The 18,159-nt window shown below is 68.5% G+C and carries 20 protein-coding genes; 15 read left to right on the plus strand and 5 right to left on the minus strand.

Features of this window, described 5'->3' with window-relative positions; all coding sequences use genetic code 11:
• Positions 1-6: 6 nt before the first annotated feature.
• The 8 genes from atpD (at position 7) to DKG75_RS12740 (ending at position 6,806) form a co-directional block, all read left to right on the plus strand.
• Positions 7-1,428 (plus strand): F0F1 ATP synthase subunit beta, encoded by a 1,422-nt coding sequence (gene atpD, locus DKG75_RS12705; protein WP_109921489.1) that lies wholly within the window; start codon positions 7-9, stop codon positions 1,426-1,428.
• Positions 1,429-1,439: 11 nt separating this feature from the next.
• The gene (locus DKG75_RS12710) at positions 1,440-1,838 is read left to right on the plus strand and encodes a F0F1 ATP synthase subunit epsilon (RefSeq protein WP_109921490.1); all 399 of its coding nucleotides are present in this window, start codon (positions 1,440-1,442) and stop codon (positions 1,836-1,838) included.
• 266 nt (positions 1,839-2,104) lie between these two features.
• Positions 2,105-2,926, plus strand: coding sequence for a ferritin-like domain-containing protein (locus DKG75_RS12715; RefSeq protein WP_109921491.1), 822 nt, complete (start codon positions 2,105-2,107; stop codon positions 2,924-2,926).
• Between the two features lie 25 nt (positions 2,927-2,951).
• The gene (locus DKG75_RS12720) at positions 2,952-3,263 is read left to right on the plus strand and encodes a hypothetical protein (protein WP_109921492.1); all 312 of its coding nucleotides are present in this window, start codon (positions 2,952-2,954) and stop codon (positions 3,261-3,263) included.
• A gap of 63 nt (positions 3,264-3,326) precedes the next feature.
• Complete coding sequence (locus tag DKG75_RS12725; RefSeq protein ID WP_109921493.1) at positions 3,327-3,836, plus strand: hypothetical protein; 510 nt, start codon at positions 3,327-3,329, stop codon at positions 3,834-3,836.
• 131 nt (positions 3,837-3,967) lie between these two features.
• Positions 3,968-4,921, plus strand: a complete 954-nt coding sequence (gene speB / locus DKG75_RS12730) for an agmatinase (RefSeq protein ID WP_109921494.1) — start codon at positions 3,968-3,970, stop codon at positions 4,919-4,921.
• Between the two features lie 2 nt (positions 4,922-4,923).
• A complete protein-coding gene (speB, locus tag DKG75_RS12735; RefSeq protein ID WP_109921495.1) occupies positions 4,924-5,880 on the plus strand; it encodes an agmatinase in 957 nt (318 codons plus the stop codon).
• 17 nt (positions 5,881-5,897) lie between these two features.
• Positions 5,898-6,806, plus strand: coding sequence for a LysR family transcriptional regulator (locus tag DKG75_RS12740; RefSeq protein WP_109921496.1), 909 nt, complete (start codon positions 5,898-5,900; stop codon positions 6,804-6,806).
• Between the two features lie 3 nt (positions 6,807-6,809).
• Here the strand turns inward: DKG75_RS12740 and DKG75_RS12745 are convergent, their stop codons facing one another.
• Positions 6,810-7,463, minus strand: a complete 654-nt coding sequence (locus tag DKG75_RS12745) for a TetR/AcrR family transcriptional regulator (protein ID WP_109921497.1) — start codon at positions 7,461-7,463, stop codon at positions 6,810-6,812.
• A gap of 91 nt (positions 7,464-7,554) precedes the next feature.
• Between DKG75_RS12745 and DKG75_RS12750 the strand changes: the two genes are divergently transcribed.
• The 4 genes from DKG75_RS12750 (at position 7,555) to DKG75_RS12765 (ending at position 10,891) form a co-directional block, all read left to right on the plus strand.
• Positions 7,555-9,102, plus strand: coding sequence for a flavin-containing monooxygenase (locus tag DKG75_RS12750; protein WP_166646517.1), 1,548 nt, complete (start codon positions 7,555-7,557; stop codon positions 9,100-9,102).
• 71 nt (positions 9,103-9,173) lie between these two features.
• Positions 9,174-10,091, plus strand: coding sequence for a hypothetical protein (locus DKG75_RS12755; RefSeq protein WP_109921499.1), 918 nt, complete (start codon positions 9,174-9,176; stop codon positions 10,089-10,091).
• A 188-nt stretch (positions 10,092-10,279) separates the two neighbouring features.
• The gene (locus DKG75_RS12760; protein ID WP_109921500.1) at positions 10,280-10,579 is read left to right on the plus strand and encodes a CopG family ribbon-helix-helix protein; all 300 of its coding nucleotides are present in this window, start codon (positions 10,280-10,282) and stop codon (positions 10,577-10,579) included.
• Between the two features lie 15 nt (positions 10,580-10,594).
• A complete protein-coding gene (locus DKG75_RS12765) occupies positions 10,595-10,891 on the plus strand; it encodes a type II toxin-antitoxin system RelE/ParE family toxin (protein WP_109921501.1) in 297 nt (98 codons plus the stop codon).
• Between the two features lie 13 nt (positions 10,892-10,904).
• Here the strand turns inward: DKG75_RS12765 and DKG75_RS12770 are convergent, their stop codons facing one another.
• Entirely contained in the window at positions 10,905-11,594 is a 690-nt protein-coding gene (locus DKG75_RS12770) for a TetR/AcrR family transcriptional regulator (protein ID WP_166646516.1), read from the minus strand.
• A gap of 145 nt (positions 11,595-11,739) precedes the next feature.
• Here DKG75_RS12770 and DKG75_RS12775 point away from each other — a divergent pair, with 145 nt between their 5' ends.
• From DKG75_RS12775 to DKG75_RS12785, 3 genes are read left to right on the plus strand one after another with little or no spacing between them, the layout of a single operon-like run.
• Positions 11,740-12,615, plus strand: a complete 876-nt coding sequence (locus tag DKG75_RS12775) for an SDR family NAD(P)-dependent oxidoreductase (RefSeq protein WP_109921503.1) — start codon at positions 11,740-11,742, stop codon at positions 12,613-12,615.
• 29 nt (positions 12,616-12,644) lie between these two features.
• On the plus strand, positions 12,645-13,463 hold the full coding sequence (locus tag DKG75_RS12780; protein ID WP_109921504.1) for a metal-dependent hydrolase: 819 nt from the start codon (positions 12,645-12,647) through the stop codon (positions 13,461-13,463).
• A 31-nt stretch (positions 13,464-13,494) separates the two neighbouring features.
• Positions 13,495-14,304, plus strand: coding sequence for a metal-dependent hydrolase (locus DKG75_RS12785; RefSeq protein WP_109921505.1), 810 nt, complete (start codon positions 13,495-13,497; stop codon positions 14,302-14,304).
• Between the two features lie 49 nt (positions 14,305-14,353).
• On the opposite strand, the gene DKG75_RS12790 is transcribed toward DKG75_RS12785, so the two are convergent.
• Genes DKG75_RS12790 through DKG75_RS12800 form a run of 3 tightly spaced genes read right to left on the minus strand, consistent with a single transcriptional unit; the run spans position 14,354 to position 18,155 of the window.
• Positions 14,354-15,262 (minus strand): PleD family two-component system response regulator, encoded by a 909-nt coding sequence (locus DKG75_RS12790; RefSeq protein ID WP_109921506.1) that lies wholly within the window; start codon positions 15,260-15,262, stop codon positions 14,354-14,356.
• Entirely contained in the window at positions 15,247-16,251 is a 1,005-nt protein-coding gene (locus DKG75_RS12795) for a hypothetical protein (protein WP_109921507.1), read from the minus strand. The genes DKG75_RS12790 and DKG75_RS12795 overlap by 16 nt, the downstream gene beginning before the upstream one ends.
• The gene (locus tag DKG75_RS12800) at positions 16,248-18,155 is read right to left on the minus strand and encodes a glycosyltransferase family 2 protein (RefSeq protein WP_109921508.1); all 1,908 of its coding nucleotides are present in this window, start codon (positions 18,153-18,155) and stop codon (positions 16,248-16,250) included. The genes DKG75_RS12795 and DKG75_RS12800 overlap by 4 nt, the downstream gene beginning before the upstream one ends.
• Between the last annotated feature and the right edge of the window lie 4 nt (positions 18,156-18,159).

Below are 18,159 nucleotides of genomic sequence, written 5' to 3' on the forward strand. Positions count from 1 at the left end.
ACGGCAATGGCAACGCAGACGGGTCGCATTACCCAGGTCATCGGCGCGGTGGTGGACGTTGAATTCGACGGTCACCTGCCCGCCATTCTGAACGCGCTGGAAACCACCAACCAGGGCAACCGCCTGGTGCTGGAAGTCGCCCAGCATCTCGGCCAGTCCTCGGTCCGCGCGATCGCCATGGACACCACCGACGGCCTCGTCCGCGGCCAGGGCGTGACCGATATCGGTGCGCCGATCACCGTGCCGGTGGGCAACGAAGTGCTCGGCCGCATCATGAACGTGATCGGCGAGCCGATCGACGAGCGCGGCCCGGTGGGCGCCACCAAGTCGGCCCCGATCCATGCGCCGTCGCCGGCCTTCACCGAACAGTCGACCGAAGCCCAGGTGCTCGTCACCGGCATCAAGGTCGTCGACCTGCTCGCCCCCTATGCCCGCGGCGGCAAGATCGGCCTGTTCGGCGGCGCCGGCGTCGGCAAGACCGTGCTGATCCAGGAACTGATCAACAATATCGCGAAGGCGCACGGCGGCTTCTCGGTCTTCGCCGGCGTCGGCGAACGCACCCGCGAAGGCAACGACCTCTATCATGAATTCGTGGATGCCAAGGTCATCGACCTGGAAGGCCCGAATTCCAAGGTGGCGCTGGTCTACGGCCAGATGAACGAGCCGCCGGGCGCCCGCGCCCGCGTCGCCCTGACCGGCCTGACCATGGCGGAATATTTCCGCGACGAACAGGGCCAGGACGTGCTGTTCTTCGTCGACAACATCTTCCGCTTCACCCAGGCGGGGTCGGAAGTGTCGGCGCTGCTCGGCCGTATCCCGTCGGCGGTGGGCTATCAGCCGACGCTGGCGACCGAGATGGGTAACCTGCAGGAACGCATCACCACGACCTCGAAGGGCTCGATCACCTCGGTGCAGGCGATCTACGTGCCGGCCGACGACTTGACCGACCCGGCGCCCGCGACTTCCTTCGCCCACCTGGACGCCACCACCGTGCTGTCGCGCCAGATCGCCGAACTGGGCATCTACCCGGCGGTGGATCCGCTCGACTCGACCTCGCGCATTCTCGATCCGCGCGTGGTCGGCGAGGAGCACTATCAGACCGCGCGCAAGGTCCAGTCGATCCTGCAGCAGTACAAGTCGCTCCAGGACATCATCGCCATCCTGGGCATGGACGAACTGTCGGAAGAGGACAAGCTGACGGTGGCCCGCGCCCGGAAGATCCAGCGCTTCCTGTCGCAGCCGTTCCACGTCGCGGAAATCTTCACCGGCTCGCCCGGCGTGCTGGTCTCGATCGAAGACACCATCAAGGGCTTCAAGGCCATTGCCGCCGGCGACTACGACCATCTCCCCGAAGCCGCCTTCTACATGGTCGGCACTATCGAGGACGCGGTCGAGAAGGCCAAGAAGCTGGCCGCCGCGGCCGCCTGAGGATAGAGACAATGGCCGACAAGCTGCATTTCGAGCTGGTAAGCCCCGAGCGGCTGCTGTTCTCGGCCGATGTCGAGACGGTGACCGTGCCGGGCGCCGAGGGTGACCTCGGCATCCTGGTCGACCATGCCCCGCTGGTGGCGCTGCTGCGCCCCGGCGTGGTGGAAGTCCAGGCCGGCGGCAAGGTCACGGCCCGCCTCTTCGTCCGGGGCGGCTTCGCCCAGGTGACGCCGGAGGGCCTGACCGTTCTCGCCGAAGAAGCGGTGGATCTCGCCACCGTTTCCAAGGCCGACCTCCAGGACAAGCTGAAGGGCGCCGAGGCGGATCTCGCCGCCTCCGCCGACGACAATCAGCGCATCCGCGCCGAAGCCCAGGTCGCCGCGATCCGGCAGGTCCTCGAAGCCGCCTGAGCGACGGCACCGCATCGCCACTTCCGATCACGGCGGCCCCAAAGGCCGCCGTTTTCATTTGTTGAGCGGGGTGGGCAAGGGCCGATGCCAACCCCGCGGGGCCCGAGGGGCCGTTGTTTTCATTTGTTGATCGGGGTCACAGGACGGTGCGCTGTCGCTTGCGTGTCACAAAATCCTTGCCTATACCGGAGCTTGACCGCGAACCTGTGTTAGGATCACGTTTGCGCCGCAATGCGCAACGCGGGCCACGGTAGGAGAAGGCAGGCATGGGCCGTCACTGGGGACTTGACGACATCGCGTGGGACAAATTCGACGCGACCAAGGTCGATCCGGACCTGCTGATGGCGGTGAAGACCGCCAGCCTGGTGGAGGCCAACTCCGAGGATTACGTCACCTATCTCCTCAACGTCTTCCACGAGGAAGACTGGCTCCACGATGCCATCCGCAACTGGGGGGCGGAGGAGCGGCTGCACGGCCAGGCCCTGGCCGCCTGGGCCGAGCAGGCGGACGAGCGCTTCGACTTTGCGGATGCGCTCGCCCGGTTCCGGGCCGGCTATCGCCTGCCGCTGGAGGCGACCGAATCCGTCCGCGGCTCGCGGGCGGGGGAATTGCTGGCGCGCTGCGTCGTCGAATGCGGGACCTCGTCCTATTATTCCGCGATCCGCGACGCGACGGACGAGCCGGTGCTGAAGCAACTCTGCCACTTCATCGCCGGCGACGAGTTCCGCCATTTCAAACTGTTCTACGACACGCTGAAGAAATTCGACCCGCAGGATTCGCTCGGCCTGATCGCCAAGCTGCGCATCGCCATCGGCCGCGTGAACGAGGCCGACGACGACGAATTGTCCTTCGCCTTCCACTGCGCGAACTATGGCCCCGGGGTCGCCTATGATCGCGCCAAATGCCTGAACGCCTATAGCCGCCGGGCTTTCCGCAACTATCGCTACGGCCATCTGGCGCGGGCGATTTCCATGATCCTGAAGGCGATCGGGCTCGCCCCGCACGGCGTCATCGCCGCGGTCACCCAGCGCGGCGCCTGGTGGCTGTGGACCAAGCGCACCAAGCGCCTCGAACGCGTCGCCGCCTGACGCACCGCCCGGGGAGAGGGGAGCGATGAGCGACGGCCTGCTGATCACCCTTCTCGTTCTGGCCGGGGTTCTCCTGTTTCTCCGCTACCTGGTACGCCGGGGCGGCCGTGTCCTGGCCGATCCCACCCGCCGCCAGGCCGCCGGCCGCGGCCGGTCGCGGCGCGATCCTGCCGGCGGCTTCATCGCCGGCGCCGCGGCGGGCGCGGTGGTCGCCAGCCTGCTGGCCGACGGGGACGGACCCGATGCGGCGGATTGCGGCGATTCGGGCCAGGACGACGGCGGCAGTTGCGGTGATGGCGCCGGTGACGGTGGTGGCGGTGACGGGGGTGGCGACTGACTTGCCGGCCCCCGGTGGCCGCAGGCAATATCGGCGGGCTGACCGCCTGGGGGAATCACCGATATGCTGCGCCCGTTCTTCGCCCTTTGCCTTGGCTTTGCCGGTCTTGGCCTCGCCGCCTGCCAGCCGGAACCCACCCCCTATCAGGCCCTGCTGGCGCCGGCGGTCCGGGTGGCCGCGGTCACGGTCTCGACCGAGGGCAATGTGCCGCCGGCGCTGGCCCGGGCGCTGAAGACCCGCCTCGAACAGGAATTCGCCAGCGACCCCAGCGGCAGCTATGGCCTGAACCTGGACGTCACCCTTACCGCCTATACCAAGGGCAAGGGCAGCGGCAGTTCGGCGCTTGAACTGGGCGGGCGGCTGGACGGCCGCGCCCTGCTGCAAGGGCCGAAGACCGGGCTGATCGCGGCGCGCGGCGATCTCGAGGTGCTGCGCGACAATGTCAACGGCGTCACCGTCCAGCCCCTGCCGGGCCTGCCGGACGATGTCCTGGTCGATAATTTCGCCCGCGCCATCCGCTCGATCATGTTCGGCCCCGAATCGACCGGCACGCTGATCGACGGCGAGCGTTGAGCCACATCGCAAAGCATCGAAACATGCTTTGAAGAAACGGCATTTTCCTGCCGCAGCGCAGCAGCAACCATGAGGGTCCGGGTCTCGCCAGCCAAGGTCGAGGCCCGCCGCCCGATCAAGGTTGCCGCCGCATGACCAAGAAACCCCATCCCCAGCCCCAGGACGCCGCGCTGATCCCGCGCTTCGCCGGGCTGCCCACCTTCATGCGCCTGCCCATGCAGGCCTCGCCCGAGGGGGTGGATATCGCGCTGGTCGGCGTGCCCTTCGACGGCGGCACCACCAACCGGGCGGGTGCGCGCCACGGCCCGCGCGAGATCCGCAATGCTTCCGCCTTCATGCGCAAGATCCACCATGTGACCGGTGTCGCCCCCTACGACCGGGCGGTGGTGGCCGATCTCGGCGATGCCCCGGTCAACCCGATCGACCTGATGGAGTCGCTGCGCCTGATCACCGGCTTTTTCGCGGACCTGAAGGCGCATGGCTGCATCCCGGTTTCGGCCGGCGGCGACCATCTGATTTCCCTGCCCATCCTGCGCGCCCTGGCGGCGGACGGGCCGGTGGGCATGGTGCATTTCGATGCCCATTCCGACACCAACGACCGCTATTTCGGCGACAATCTCTATACCCACGGCACGCCCTTCCGCCGCGCGGTGGAGGAGGGCCTGCTGGACCCGAAGCGGGTGGTGCAGATCGGCATCCGGGGCTCGATCTATGATCCGTCCGACCTCGATTTCGCCAGGGCCAACGGTTTCCGCGTCATCTTCATCGAGGAGTTCATCACGCGCACGGCCGAGGACATCATCGCCGAGGCACGGGCCATCGTCGGCACCGGGCGCACCTATGTCTCCTTCGACGTCGATGCCATCGACCCCGCCCAGGCGCCGGGCACGGGTACGCCCGAGATCGGCGGCTTTTCCAGCTTCGAGGCCATGCGCATGGTGCGCGGCCTGGCGGGGCTGAACATCATCGGCGCCGATGTGGTCGAGGTGTCGCCGCCCTTCGACGTCTCGAACATGACCTCGCTGCTCGGTGCCACCCTGATGTTCGAATTGCTCTGCGTCATCGCGGCCGGCTTCGGAGATTGAGCATGGCCCATGGCTATGACCAGGGACGGCTGGACCTGCCCTTCACCGGTTTCTGCACCTTCGCCAAATCCGCCATCTGCATGGATTGGGACCGGATCGAGGCCGATGTCGCCGTGCTTGGCGCGCCCCTCGACATGGGCACCCAGTGGCGGGCGGGGGCGCGCTTCGGGCCGCGCTCGATCCGCGATGCCTCCACCCTGTTTTCCTTCGGCCATGACGGCGCCTACGACCATGAGGACGACGTCACCTATCTGACCCCGGACCAGGGCCGCATCGTCGATATCGGCGATGCCGACATCATCCATACCGACCAGGAGCGCAGCCTCGCCAATATCGAATTCGGCGTCCGCAAGATCCTGAAGGCGGGGGCCATTCCGGTCGTCCTCGGTGGCGATCATTCGGTGAATATCGGCTGCATCAACGCCTTCGACGACCAGGAACCCTTCCATGTCGTCCATATCGACGCCCATCTCGATTTCGTCGACGAGCGGAAGGGCGTGCGCAACGGCCACGGCAATCCCTTGCGCCGGGCGGCGGAGAAATCCTATGTCAGCGGGCTGACCCAGATCGGCATCCGCAACGTCTCCTCGACCAATCGCGAAGGCTATGAGGATGCGCGGCGCATGGGCTCGGACATTGTTTCCGTGCGGCAGTTCCGCAAGCTCGGCGTCGATCAGGTGATCGCCCGCATCCCGGCCGGCAAGCGCTATTATTTCACCATCGACATCGATGGTTTCGACCCCTCGATCGCGCCGGGCACGGGCACGCCCTCGCATGGCGGCTTCACCTATTACGAAGTGCTGGAACTGCTCGAAGGGCTGACCCGGCGGGGCATGGTGATCGGCATGGACCTGGTGGAAGTGGCGCCCGACTACGACCACACGGGGACGACGGCGATCCTGGCCGCGCAATTGCTGATGAATGTCATCGGCCGCATGCTCTATCACCGCCGCCGCTGATCCGTTAACCTTTCGCCATGAATGTCGACAATATCGATCTCCGCCTGCTGCGCGTGTTTCACGCGCTGGCGGAACATGGCGGTTTCGCCGGCGCCCAGGCCGAACTCGGCCTCACGCCCTCGACCCTGTCCATTCACTTGTCGAACCTCGAACAGCGGCTCGGCATGGTTCTGTGCGAGCGCGGGCGCGGCGGCTTCCGCCTGACCGACAAGGGCGAGCGGGTGCATCTCGCCACCAAGCGCCTGTTCACGGCGCTGGAAGGCTTTCGCGCCGAAACCGCGTCGCTGCGCGGCAAGCTGGTGGGCGAACTCACCATCGGCCTGGTCGATTCGACCGTCACCGACCAGCGTTCGCCCATCGCCGCCGCGATCCGCCGCTTCGAGGGGCGGGACAACGACGTGCACCTGCGCCTGATCGTCGATCGGCCGGCGGGGCTGAACCATGCGCTGCTGGACGGGCGGCTCAATCTCGCGGTCGGGATCTTTCCCCGCCATGTCGCCGGCGTCGAATATGAAACCCTTTATACTGAGCGCAGCCTGCTCTATTGCGGGGCGGGGCACGAGTTCTTCGGCAAGCCGGGCGCGGGCATCGATGCGCTGGCCATCAGCCGGGCCCGCTTCGTCGGCCGGGCCTATAATCTCGAACGGGATTTCAATGCCATCGGCCGGGTGCTGCACAAGGCCAGCGTCGAGAATATGGAAGCCCAGGCCCATCTGATCCTGTCCGGCAGCTTCATCGGCTTCCTGCCCGAACATTATGCCCGCGGCTTCGCCGAAGCCGGGCGCATGCAGGCGATCGCCCCGGAGCGCTTCGAGCTGACCTCGGAAGTGGCGCTGGCGACACCGGGCGTCGGCAAGCCGAACATGGTGGTGCGCACCTTCTGCGACGACCTCCGGCAGGTGAATGCCGCGCTTGCGGTTTGCTGACCGTCAGCAGTTCAGGAACCGCCCGCTGACCGCGCCGAGGATGGCCATGGCGGTCTCGACCACGGTTTCGACCGGCTGGGCATAGCCGGAGCGGACCCAGCCCAGCGCGATCTGCACCACGGCGCCGATCAGCCCGTCGGCGAAAAGGTCGAGATCCAGGCCCTGGTCCGACAGCCGCGTCACCGCCCCGGGGGCGAAGCGCAGGATGGCCAGGGAGACATTGCGGATCGTATCCCAATAGATCGTGTCGACCGCCGGGCTGACGCCCAGGATCTCGACCAGGAAGACCCGGGCCTCGTTCGGGTTCTCGCGTAGCAGCGTGTAATAGGTATGCAGCGCCGTGCGCACCAGGGTGCCCATCTCGATCGGGGCGGGCAGGGCGGCGATCGCCGTCATCACCTCGCCCGACAGGCGCTCCATCACCGCGAGATAGGCAGCGGCGAGCAGGGCCTCGCCCTTCTCGAAACTCTCGTAGAAATAGCGCTCGGTCAGGCCGGCCTCGGCGCAGATCGCCCGCACCGTGGCGCCGTGATAGCCGACCGCGCCGTAGACCTTCACCGCCGCCTCGATCAGCTTCTGCCGCCGCTCGGCCCGGCGCGCCTCGTTGCTGGCGCCCTTGTAGGTGCGGCCGGGGGAGATTTTCGTCTGCGTCGTCATGATTCAGATGTTGACATCAAACGTTGTCAGATGCAATGTCGATATTGACAACACGCGTTGTCAGATAATGCGGCAAGCGGAGGAGACCACAATGACCAGCGCCCTGCGCCATCCCCTGGTGACCCGGCCCGACCACGACGTGATCGTCATCGGTACCGGCTTTTCCGGCATCGGCATGGCGATCCAGCTGAAAAAGGCGGGGATGAACGACTTCGTCGTGCTGGAGAAGGCGGACAAGGTCGGCGGCACCTGGCGCGACAACCATTATCCGGGCTGCGCCTGCGACGTGCAGAGCCACCTCTATTCCTATTCCTTCGAGCGCAACCCCGATTGGTCGCGGATGTATTCGCCCCAGCCCGAGATCCGCGCCTATATCGAGCGCACGGCGGAAAAATACGGAGTGACGCCCCATATCCGCTACGGCGTGACCCTGACCGGCGCCCATTTCGAGGAAGACCTCGGCCTCTGGCGCCTGACCACGGCGACGGGCGAGACCATCACCGCCCGCGCGGTGGTGTCCGGCATGGGCGCGCTGTCGATCCCCAGCTATCCGACCATCAAGGGCCGCGACAGTTTCAAGGGCGCCAGCTTCCATTCGCAGAACTGGGACCATGGCTATGACCTGAAGGGCAAGCGGGTGGCCGTGATCGGCACCGGCGCCAGCGCCATCCAGTTCGTGCCCGCGATCCAGCCGGCGGTCGGTGAATTGAAACTGTTCCAGCGCACCGCCCCCTGGGTGATGCCGAAGCCCGACCGCGAGATCGGCACCCTGGAGCGCGCCGCCAACCGTTATGTCCCCGGCTTCCAGCGGACATTCCGGGAATTGATCTACTGGTACCTCGAAGCCCGGGTCTTCGGCTTCGCCGTCCGGCCCGACCTGATGAAGAAGATGGAAGGCCTGGCCCGGCGCTATATCCGCAAGCAGGTCAAGGACCCGGCGCTGCGCGCCAAGGTGACGCCGGATTATACGATCGGCTGCAAGCGCGTGCTGCTGTCGAACGATTATTACCGCTCCCTGACCCAGGACAATGTCGAGGTCGTCATCACCGGCATCCGCGAGATCACGGCCAGGGGCGTGGTTACCGACGACGGTGTCGAGCATGAGGTCGACGCCATCATCTACGGCACCGGCTTCAAGGCGACGGACATGCTGTCCGGCTTCTCGATCACCGGCATCGGCGGCGAGGACTTGAACGCCCGCTGGAAGCGCGACGGCGCCCAGGCTTATCTCGGCACGACCACCACCGGCTTCCCCAACCTCTATTTCCTGATGGGCCCGAACACCGGCCTCGGCCATTCGAGCATGGTCTATATGATCGAAAGCCAGATCCATTATGTGATGGAAGCCCTGAAGCTGATGCAGGCCAAGGGCTACAACCATCTCGACGTGAAGCCCGAGGTGCAGGCGGCGTTCAACCGCAAGCTGACCGGCAAGCTGGACGGCACGGTGTGGAACAATGGCGGCTGCCTGTCCTGGTACCGGGACGAGCAGGGCCGGAACGTCACCCTGTGGCCGGACTTCACCTTCCGCTTCCGCCATGCCACCGCCCGCCTGAACCCGGCGGATTATGTCGCCACCTCGGCCGCCTCGGTCACGGCCAATCGCGACCGGGCGGCGGCACCGGTGGCGGCGGAATAAGCGGGTCTTGAAATCCGGGGCCGGCGGGGCAAGCTAAGAGGCGTTTCATCGCCTGAGGCTGCCCCGCCCCCATGACCACCACCGACCTCGCCCTGGCCGAGGGACTAGACCGCTGGCGCGGCCTGATCAATGCCCGTGACCGCCGCGAAAAGCGCAGCCGCTGGCTGACCACCGCCTCCGTCTGGGGGGTGTGGGGGCTCTATGCGCTGGGCTTCGGCATGACCGTGACCTCGCACAGCCTGTTCGGCGCCCTGTTCGGGGCGGCGGGGTTGATCGCCGGCCTGCTGCCGGCGGCGGCGGTCTCGGGCGGGCTTTACCTTGCGCGCAACCTGCTGTCGCGGCGGGCGGGGCTGGCCGTGCTCGGCCCCCGCCATGCGCCGGCGCGCGATGCCTTCGAACCCCATCTGCCGACCATCGCCGGCGTGGTCGCCGATGCCGACCGCCTCGCCTTCGACAAGGACGAGCGGCGCCTGCTGGAAGCGAAGCTCGACCAATTGGCCGGCCTTTACGCAGCACTTCGCCACATGGCGGGCGCCGGCGACCGCGACCATGCGCGGCAACTGGCCGCCGGCGTGCCGGCCCTGGTGCGCGAACTGGCGGACCTGCGCCGGCGCGCCCTGGGCCGGACGATTTCGGGCAGCCTGCCGCCGGGAACCACCCCGGGCCTGCTGTCGGGCGACAACGGCCGCCTGCCCCGGCTGGTCTCCCCTTCGGTCGAGAAACTGAGCGCGGCTCTGGCCCTGGCCGGCCAGTCGGACCGGCCGGCGACGCTGGCCGCCGCACGCCGCGCCCAGGACAGCGCCGAACGGGCGCTGGCGGCGCTGCGCGCCGATGCCGGCCTGACCCTCCGCACCCGCGACCTGATCGACGGCCTGGCCGGCGAGGTGGCGCAGGAACTGGAGCGGGAAAAGGGCACCGCCGCCCAGGACCCCCGCGCGGTCATCGAGATCGAGGAACGCCTGATGAAGGCCCGCCAGGGCGAGGCGTAGTTTTCGATAGTCGGATTGCGCTCGCCGCCTGACGGCAAAGGAAGCCGGCGCCCCGTCCATCGAGGACGTGGAAGGCATGGTCCGCCCGGCCGCCGGGCAAGGGACAGGTTGCCCTGAGGGATGGATGGCCGGGCGCCGATGGTGTAGCTTTGGCGGAGGGTAATAGCTTTCGCTACCGAGGTTGCAAGATGGCATCGGCAACATCTATCAAGCTGGATGACGCCCTGAAAGACCGTGTGCAGCATTTGGCCGCCGTGCGGCAGCGCAGTTCGCATTGGATCATGCGCGAAGCCATCGCGCAGTATGTCGAACGCGAGGAAAAGCGCGAGGCGTTCAAGCAGGACGCGATACAGGCGTGGGAAGACTATCAGCGCACAGGCTTGCATCTGACGATCGAGGAAGCGGACGCCTGGCTGGCGAAGCTGGAAGCGGGTGACGACGCGGAGCGGCCCGAGATTGCGGTTGGCCCCCGGCCCTCAGACCGCTAGTTAACGCCCTGGACGATGGCTTGTCCTCTGATCTGGACGGCGAACGCCCTGGACGATGTCGGCCGGCTTCATCGCTGGCTGAAGCCAAAGGATGCCGACGCGGCGCGCCGCGCGGTCGCGGCGATCCGAGACGGGGTTAAACTTCTGGCGCAGGCGCCGCAGGCCGGGCGGCCTGCGAAAGATATGGCCCCCGAATATCGGGAAAAATTGATCGACTTTGGCAATAGCGGCTATGTCGTCCTCTATCGCCTCGACGGCGAGACGGTGGTGTTGCTGGCTGTTCGCCACCAGAAGGAGGCTGGCTATCAATGAACGATAAGCCCGCCTATTTCACGAACAGGGCGATCAGGTCCTCGATCGCGATCGGGGCCACCTGTTCAGGGTCGGCGCCGGGCGGGCCGAAGATGGCGGCGTGGAAGCTGCGCACGCCGTAGGTCAGGCCGAAGGTGGCGAGGAACGAGACGAAGAACGCCTCGAACGAGGTGGCGGCGACGGCGCCCCGGTCGCGCGCCGCCTTGAAGATCGGTTCCAGCACCGCGATCCGCTTGCGGATATGGCGGTCGACCAGCCATTCCAGCCGCTCGCCGCCGGCCGAGGCTTCGTTGAAGACGATGCGGGCGTGTTCCGGGCAGGCGATGCAATAGCCGGCATAGGATTGCAGCATGGCCCGGATCACCGTCCGCGCATCCTCGTAGGTGCGGGGCAGGACCTTGCCGATGGTTTCCGGAAAATCGGCGAAGACGACGTCCACCGTCGCCTCCCACAGGGCGCGCTTGGTCTTGAAGTGATAGCCGAGATGGCCCTGCTCGATCCCCGCGGCCGCGGCGATGGCGCGGACCGAGGCCCCGTCATAGCCCTTGGCGGCGAATTCCGGCTTGGCGGCATCGATGATCCGCGCCCGCAGCGCGGCGGATCGTTCCGCCCGGCTGCTGGGCAGGGCGACGGCGGCCGGCAGGTCGCCCCGTGCCAGCGAGCGCAATCGCGCCTGAAGGTCATCGAAAACGGGACGCGACACCACCACCCCACGAGATCATAGTTCCAAGGCGCACAATGCGCCAAGCCGGGCCGGACACGCAAGGCCGGCCAGCCCGATCTGGTTTTATTTGTCGATTGACAAAAGTTAGGTCGAGTGAGAAAACAGCACTGCAAGGGAGAAAACCATGGCTCAGGACGCTTTCACGGGTAAGGTCGCGGTCGTCACCGGTGCTGCATCCGGCATCGGCCAGGCGCTTGCCCGCGATTTCGCCCGGCGCGGCGCGAAGCTGGCGATTTCCGACGTCAACCTCGACCGCCTGAATGCCCTGGCCGCCGAATTGCGCCAGGCCGGCGCCACCGTCATGGCCGATCGCCTGGACGTTGCCGACCGCGATGCCCTCTTTGCCTATGCCGACAAGGTGGCCGCCGAATGGGGCGGTGCCGATATCGTGATCAACAACGCGGGCGTCGCCCTCGTCGGCTCCATCGCCAGCCTGCCGGTCGAACAGATCGAATGGCTGATGGGCATCAATTTCTGGGGCGTGGTCCATGGCACCAAGGCTTTCCTGCCGCAGCTGGCGGCGAAGCGGGCCGGGTCCATCGTCAATGTCTCCAGCGTCTTCGGCCTGATCGGGGTGCCCGGCCAGGGGGCCTATTGCGCGGCGAAATTCGCCGTGCGCGGCTTCACCGAGACGCTGCGCCAGGAAATGCACGGCACGGGCGTTCATATCGCCTGCGTCCACCCGGGCGGCATCAAGACCAATATCGCCAATGCCGCCCGCGTCATCGAACTGCCGGCAGGTGCGGACTCGGCCGAGGCCGTCGCCCGCCGCTTCGAGGAGGTCGTCCGCACCACGCCCGAACAGGCGGCGGCGACCATCATCCGGGGCATCGAGAAACGGGCCCCCCGCATTCTGATCGGCGCCGATGCCCATGTGATTTCGGGTCTCGCCCGCCTGTTGCCTGTCGCTTATGCGACCCTCGTGCGCAAGGCCTTCGGGGGTCTTGCCCGGGGCGCGAAGAACAAGAACAACGCCAACACCGCCGCCGCCCGGTCGTAACCGGCGGCAGGCCCTTGAGGAGCAAGATCATGAGCATGGCCGAAATCAAGCCGCGCAACATCAAGTTCAACCTCGCCGGCGAGGACAAGCGCAACTGGTTCAACGGCGATCCGGTGGCGACCGCCATGATGGACGGCGCCTCGGTGCTGTTTCCGATCGGCGAGACCTTCTTCATCGAATCCGTGGTCCATTTCCGCGACCGCGTGACCGATCCGAAGCTGCTGTCCGACATCCGCGGCTTCCAGCAGCAGGAAGGCGTCCATTCGCGTGAACACCGCCGTTACAACAAGGCGATCGAAGCCTTCGGCGGCAATATCGCCGAACTCGAAGCCCGGCTGCAGCGCGAGATCGACCTCCTCGACGCGAAGAACGCCTCGCCGGAATACCGCCTGGCCCTGACCTGCGCCTTCGAGCATTTCACCGCCATGCTGGCCGAGCACGTGCTGGAACACCCCGATTTCCTCGAGGGCGCCGAGCCGGAATTCGCCCGCGTCTGGCGGTGGCATGCGATCGAGGAGGCGGAGCACAAGTCCGTCGCCTATGACGTCTGGAACCTGGTGAAGCCCAAGGGCCTGAAGGGCTACGTCATGCGCGTCCGCGCCATGTTCAAGGCGACCAGCGTCTTCGTCGGCCAGAGCCGCTACAACGCCAAGGCCTTCCTGCGGGCCCGCGGCTATGATCGGGCGCGTTACACCGTGTGGGGCGTCCTGCGCTTCTCGATGATCCGCCCGGGCGTGCTGCGCAAGACCCTGTTCGAATATCTCGCGTACTTCGTGCCGGGCTTCCATCCCTGGAACAAGGACTCGAGCCACCTGATCGAAAAGTACAAGTCGGCCTACGAAGCCTGATCGACAACAGCGAAACGAGGAGAGCATCGCCATGGGCAAGCTGGATATCAAGGCGCGGAACCTGAAATTCTCCCTTTCGGGGGAGGACAAGCGCAACTGGTTCGCCGGCAACCCCGTGGCGACCGCGATCATGGACGGCTCCTCGATCCTGTTCCCGGTCGGCGAGACCTACTTCATCAATGCCGTGGTCCATTTCCGCGACCGGATCGAGGACCCGCAGCTGCTGGCCGAAGTCACCGCCTTCCAGCAGCAGGAAGGCATCCATTCCCGGGAACACCGGCGTTACAACAATGCCATCAAGGCCTTCGGCGGCGATGTCGACGCGCTCGAGCAGCGGCTCCGCGACGAGATCGCGACCTGGGACGACAACCCGCTGTTCAAGCTCGCGGTGACCTGCGCCTTCGAGCATTTCACCGCGATCCTGGCCGACGACCTGCTCTCGCACCCGGATTTCATGGCCGGCGCCGATCCCGAATTCTCGCGCATCTGGCACTGGCATGCGATCGAGGAGGCGGAACACAAGTCCGTCGCCTTCGACGTCTGGAACAAGGTGAAGCCCGAGGGCTTCAAGGGGTACCGCATGCGGGTCCGGGCCATGGCCCTGGCGACGCGGGTCTTCCTCGGCCAGACCAACTACAATGCGGGCGCCCTGCTGAAGGCCCGGGGCGAGGCGCGCGGCTGGCGCAGCCTGGCGTCGGCGCTGCACTTCATGTTCGTGAAACCGGGCACGTTGCGCCGGACGCTCGGCCATTATCTCGCCTATTTCAAGCCGGGCTTCCACCCCTGGCAGCACGACAACCGCGCCACGGTCGAGAAATACAAGGCGGTCTACGAAGTCTGAAACGCGGGTAGCTTCGGGCGAACCGGTTTCCACCGCGCCCGAAGCTGCTTCAATCGGCCCAGCGGATGCGGTTGCCGCCCAGGCTGGCGGCGAGGCGGAGCGATGAATCCGCCGCCGCCTCCGCCTGGCGGGCAGAGCCTTCCCGCGGCGCGGTGGCGACCCCGGCCGACAGGGTGACCAGGGACTCCGGCCGCGCGGGCGCATGGTGCAGGCCGGCCCGGACCACCGCGTCCAGCATCTGGCGGGCGCTCGCGCTTGCCATCGCCCGGTCGTTTCCCGCCAGCCACAGGCCCCAGCCGCCGTCCTCGCCCCGGACATGGATCATGTCGCCAAGCGAGCCGGGTACCGCGGCCAGCCGCGCCTCCACCCGGTCCAGGGTCGCGCGCAGCGCATCCCGGCCATAGCCGGCGCGCCAATGGCCCAAGTCGTCGAGGGCGAGGTGGATGACGATGGCCGGCCCCGCGGCCAGCAGGCGCTGGGCGCGATAGCGGCCCGCACTTTCCGACAGCAGGCGGCCGCCGCCGGCGAAGGGTGACAGGCTGCGCAGGGCGAGGCGCTCGTCCTCAAGGCGGCGGCGCTGGTCTTCCAGGGCGCGGCGCCGTGCCGTTTCCCCGGCAAGGCGGGCGGCCAGCCGGAGATGGCCGTCCAGCGACAGGTCGAGGCCCGCCGCCTCGAGCAGGACCGCGCCGGCGATCCGGCAGGCATGGCGGAGCAGCGCGGCGTCGGCGCCGGCAACGACGAGGACCGTGGCCGCGGCGAAATCGCCGTGGACGGCAAGGCCGGCCAGGGCCCGGGCGATGCCGGCTGCCGGCGGTTCGACCAATAGCACGATCTCCGCCGCGCGGCCGGACAGGGCGTCGGCATCGGTGCCGGCCTCTGCCGCCCAGCCGAGGGCGGCCAGCCGTTCGCGCCAGGCGCCGTGACGCCCGGCATCGCGGTCGATCACGGCGACCAGCATGACGGACCGTCTACGCTCAGGCAGGCGGGCAGCAGGCCGGCGGCAAGGCCGGCCAGGACCAGGGGCCCGGCCAGGGCCAGCGCCAGCCACAGCCGTTCCGCCTCGCCGGCCCCGGGATCGGGGCGCAGCGCCGCCGCCAGCAGGGTCGGGGCGGCGAGCAGCGCCGGGTGCCACCCGCCGCCGCCAAGCCCATGGATCAGCGTCGCGACCAGGGGGGCGAGACCGGCAAGGCCCGCGACCCGGGCCGTCCGCCGCGCGCCGTCGCTGCTGCTTCCGCGCCGCCGGCCCCAGGCGGCGGCCAGCCACAGAAGGGCGGGCCCGGCCAGCAGGAGCCCGGCGACCAGCGCCGGCCCCGGTGCGCCCGCCCCCGGCCCGAAGCCGAGCACGGTCGCATAGGGGATGAGCGGCGACAGCCCGAAGACGAAGGCGAGAAGACCATAGGCAAGCCCGGCCGCCAGCCCCGGAAAGCCCAGCACCATGGCGGTGCCGAGCGCGCTGTGGCCGGCGATCAGGGGCGCGGGCAGGCCCAGCGCCAGGGCCGGCAGCAAGGCCAGGGCGAGGGCCGCGCCGCCGGCATGGACCATGGGCATCAGGCCCAAGGCGCCGCCGATGCTCATCAGCAGGACGGCCGGCGTTGCCGCCGTCTCCCGCACGAGGCCCCGGACCGCCAGGATATAGAGAAGGCAGAGCAGGGCTAGCGCCGGCCCGGCGGCCACCGCCAGGGCAACGCCCGGCAGGGCGGCGGCCCCGGCGACGGGATGCACAAGCCGGAAGAGAACGAGGCCCGCCGCCAGCGCCAGCGCCGACGGCGGTGCCCCCAAGCGGTCCAGCACGGCCGAGAGCTGCTGGGTGACGGGCGGAAAGGCGGCGGGGCCGGCCCCGGAAAGGAAAGGGGCGGCGGCTTCGGCGCCGTCCGGCAGCGCCCGCGCGGCGACGAGCAGGACGAGGCCGCCGGCGGCGAGGAGCGCTGCCCGGCCCGGGCCGCTCATGGTTCGCCCCTGGGCCCGCCCCGCTCGCGCTGGGCGAGGATGGCGCGGATATGGCGGCTGGCGCCATGCTGGGTCTTTTCCCAATGGAAGGGCCGGTGCAGCCATTGCCACAGCGCCCGCCACGCGGCGACCGAGACCAGGATCCAATAGAAGCTGGTGGTCAGCGCCCAGGGCGTCAGCCCGAACCAGCCGCGCCGGAAGGGCGCGATCATGGCGAGATAGAGCAGGGTGAAATTGCCGAGGCCCCAGGACATCAGGCCGATCGCCGTCACCGGCGGCGGGAACAGGGGATCGAGCCAGCCGCTGCCGTGGGTCGCCAGCCAGGCGAGGCACAGGCCCCAGACGAGGGGATTGGCCAGGCTCGCCGCCACCGTCCCGCCGACGAAGGCGAAGACGCCGAGGGCGCCGACAGGCCCGGCCCGGCGCCACAGGGCGAGGGGGTGGCGGGCCTGCACCGCCATGGTCTGCATATAGCCCTTCATCCAGCGGCTGCGCTGGCGCAGCCAGTTGCCGAGGGTGCTGGTCGCCTCCTCGAAGGTGGTCGAATCGATGACGCCGACCCGAAAGCCCCGGGCGTGCAAGCGCAGGCCCAGGTCCGCATCCTCGGTGACGTTGAAGGGATCCCAGCCCTCGACCGCCTGCAGCGCCGCCAGGCGGAAATGGTTCGAGGTGCCGCCGAGCGGAATGGGAATGCCCAGGCGGTCGAGGCCGGGCAGCAGGTAGTCGAACCACAGGGCGTAATCGAGGGCGAACATGCGGGTCAGCCAGTTTTCCCGGGCATTGTCGAAATTGAGCCGGGCCTGCACGCAGCCGAGCCCGGCCGGCCCCTGGACGAGGGCGCCGGCGGCCTTGCGCAACTGGTCGGATTCCGGCCGGTCCTCGGCATCGAAGATGACGAGGCAGTCGCCGCGGGCGAGCGGCAGGGCGAAATTGCACGCCTTGGGCTTGGTCCGCGGCTCGGACGGCGGCACCAGCACCAGATCGTAGCGCCGGTCGAGGCCGAGGCGGCGGGCCTCGGCGATGGTCGGTGCATCGTCGGCCTCGAGCACCAGCTTGATGTCGAGAAGGGCGCGGGGATAGTCCAGCCGGTCCAGGGCATCCGCCAGCAGGGGCAGAACCTCGGGCTCGCGCAGCAGGGGCGCCAGGATCGTATAGGGCGGCAGCGCCGGATCGGGCAGGGGCGGGGCGGCCGCCGCGGCACCCCGGCGCTGGCCGGCGACAACCACCGCGAGGCGGAACAGCAGATGGGCGAAATAGAACAGGGCAGTGACGGCGCTGGCCGCCGCCAGCGTCGCGACCGGCGCCAGCGCCAGCCCCGCCCCGGTGCCGAGCAGCAGGAGGCCGAGGCCCCGTTTCTGCCAGCGCGGCGCCGGCGTGCCCGCCGAATGTTCCGGCGCCCGCCGGCGCAGGCGGTTGATGGCCAGATCGCCGAGTTCGGCGGCGAAATGGCGCGCCAGCGCCGCCATCAGGGCCGGGCGGCTGGTCACCGCCAGTTCGACCGGGCCGCCGGCCCAGGCCTCGGCCCGGACGAGATTGGCAAGGTCCGGGCTGACGCAGAGAAACCGGGTGACCGCGCCCTGCCGGCGCCAGGGCAGCAGCAGATGCCGGCTGTAGTCGCCGAGCCGGGCCGCCTGCGGCAGGGCGGGGTCCGGCGGCTCGGCTTCCGGGTCGGCGTGGACGAGGCCGAGACAGGCCGCCAGCGCGGCCGCCAGGGCCTCGCGGTCGGCGGCGGGCGGCCCCTGCGCCGCCAGGGTTTCCATCGGGTCCAGGCCGTGGTGCCGGGCGAGCGCGATCGCCGCCTCGCGCTGGTCGGGCCCGATCAGGCCGCATGCAACCAGATGATCGCCGGCCGCCCCGGCCAGCAGGTGGCCGCGGTCGGGCAGGGCGGGGCTGTCAGCCGGCACCGGG

Source organism: Zavarzinia compransoris (assembly GCF_003173055.1).
In the GTDB taxonomy this organism is placed as follows: Bacteria; Pseudomonadota; Alphaproteobacteria; order Zavarziniales; family Zavarziniaceae; genus Zavarzinia; species Zavarzinia compransoris.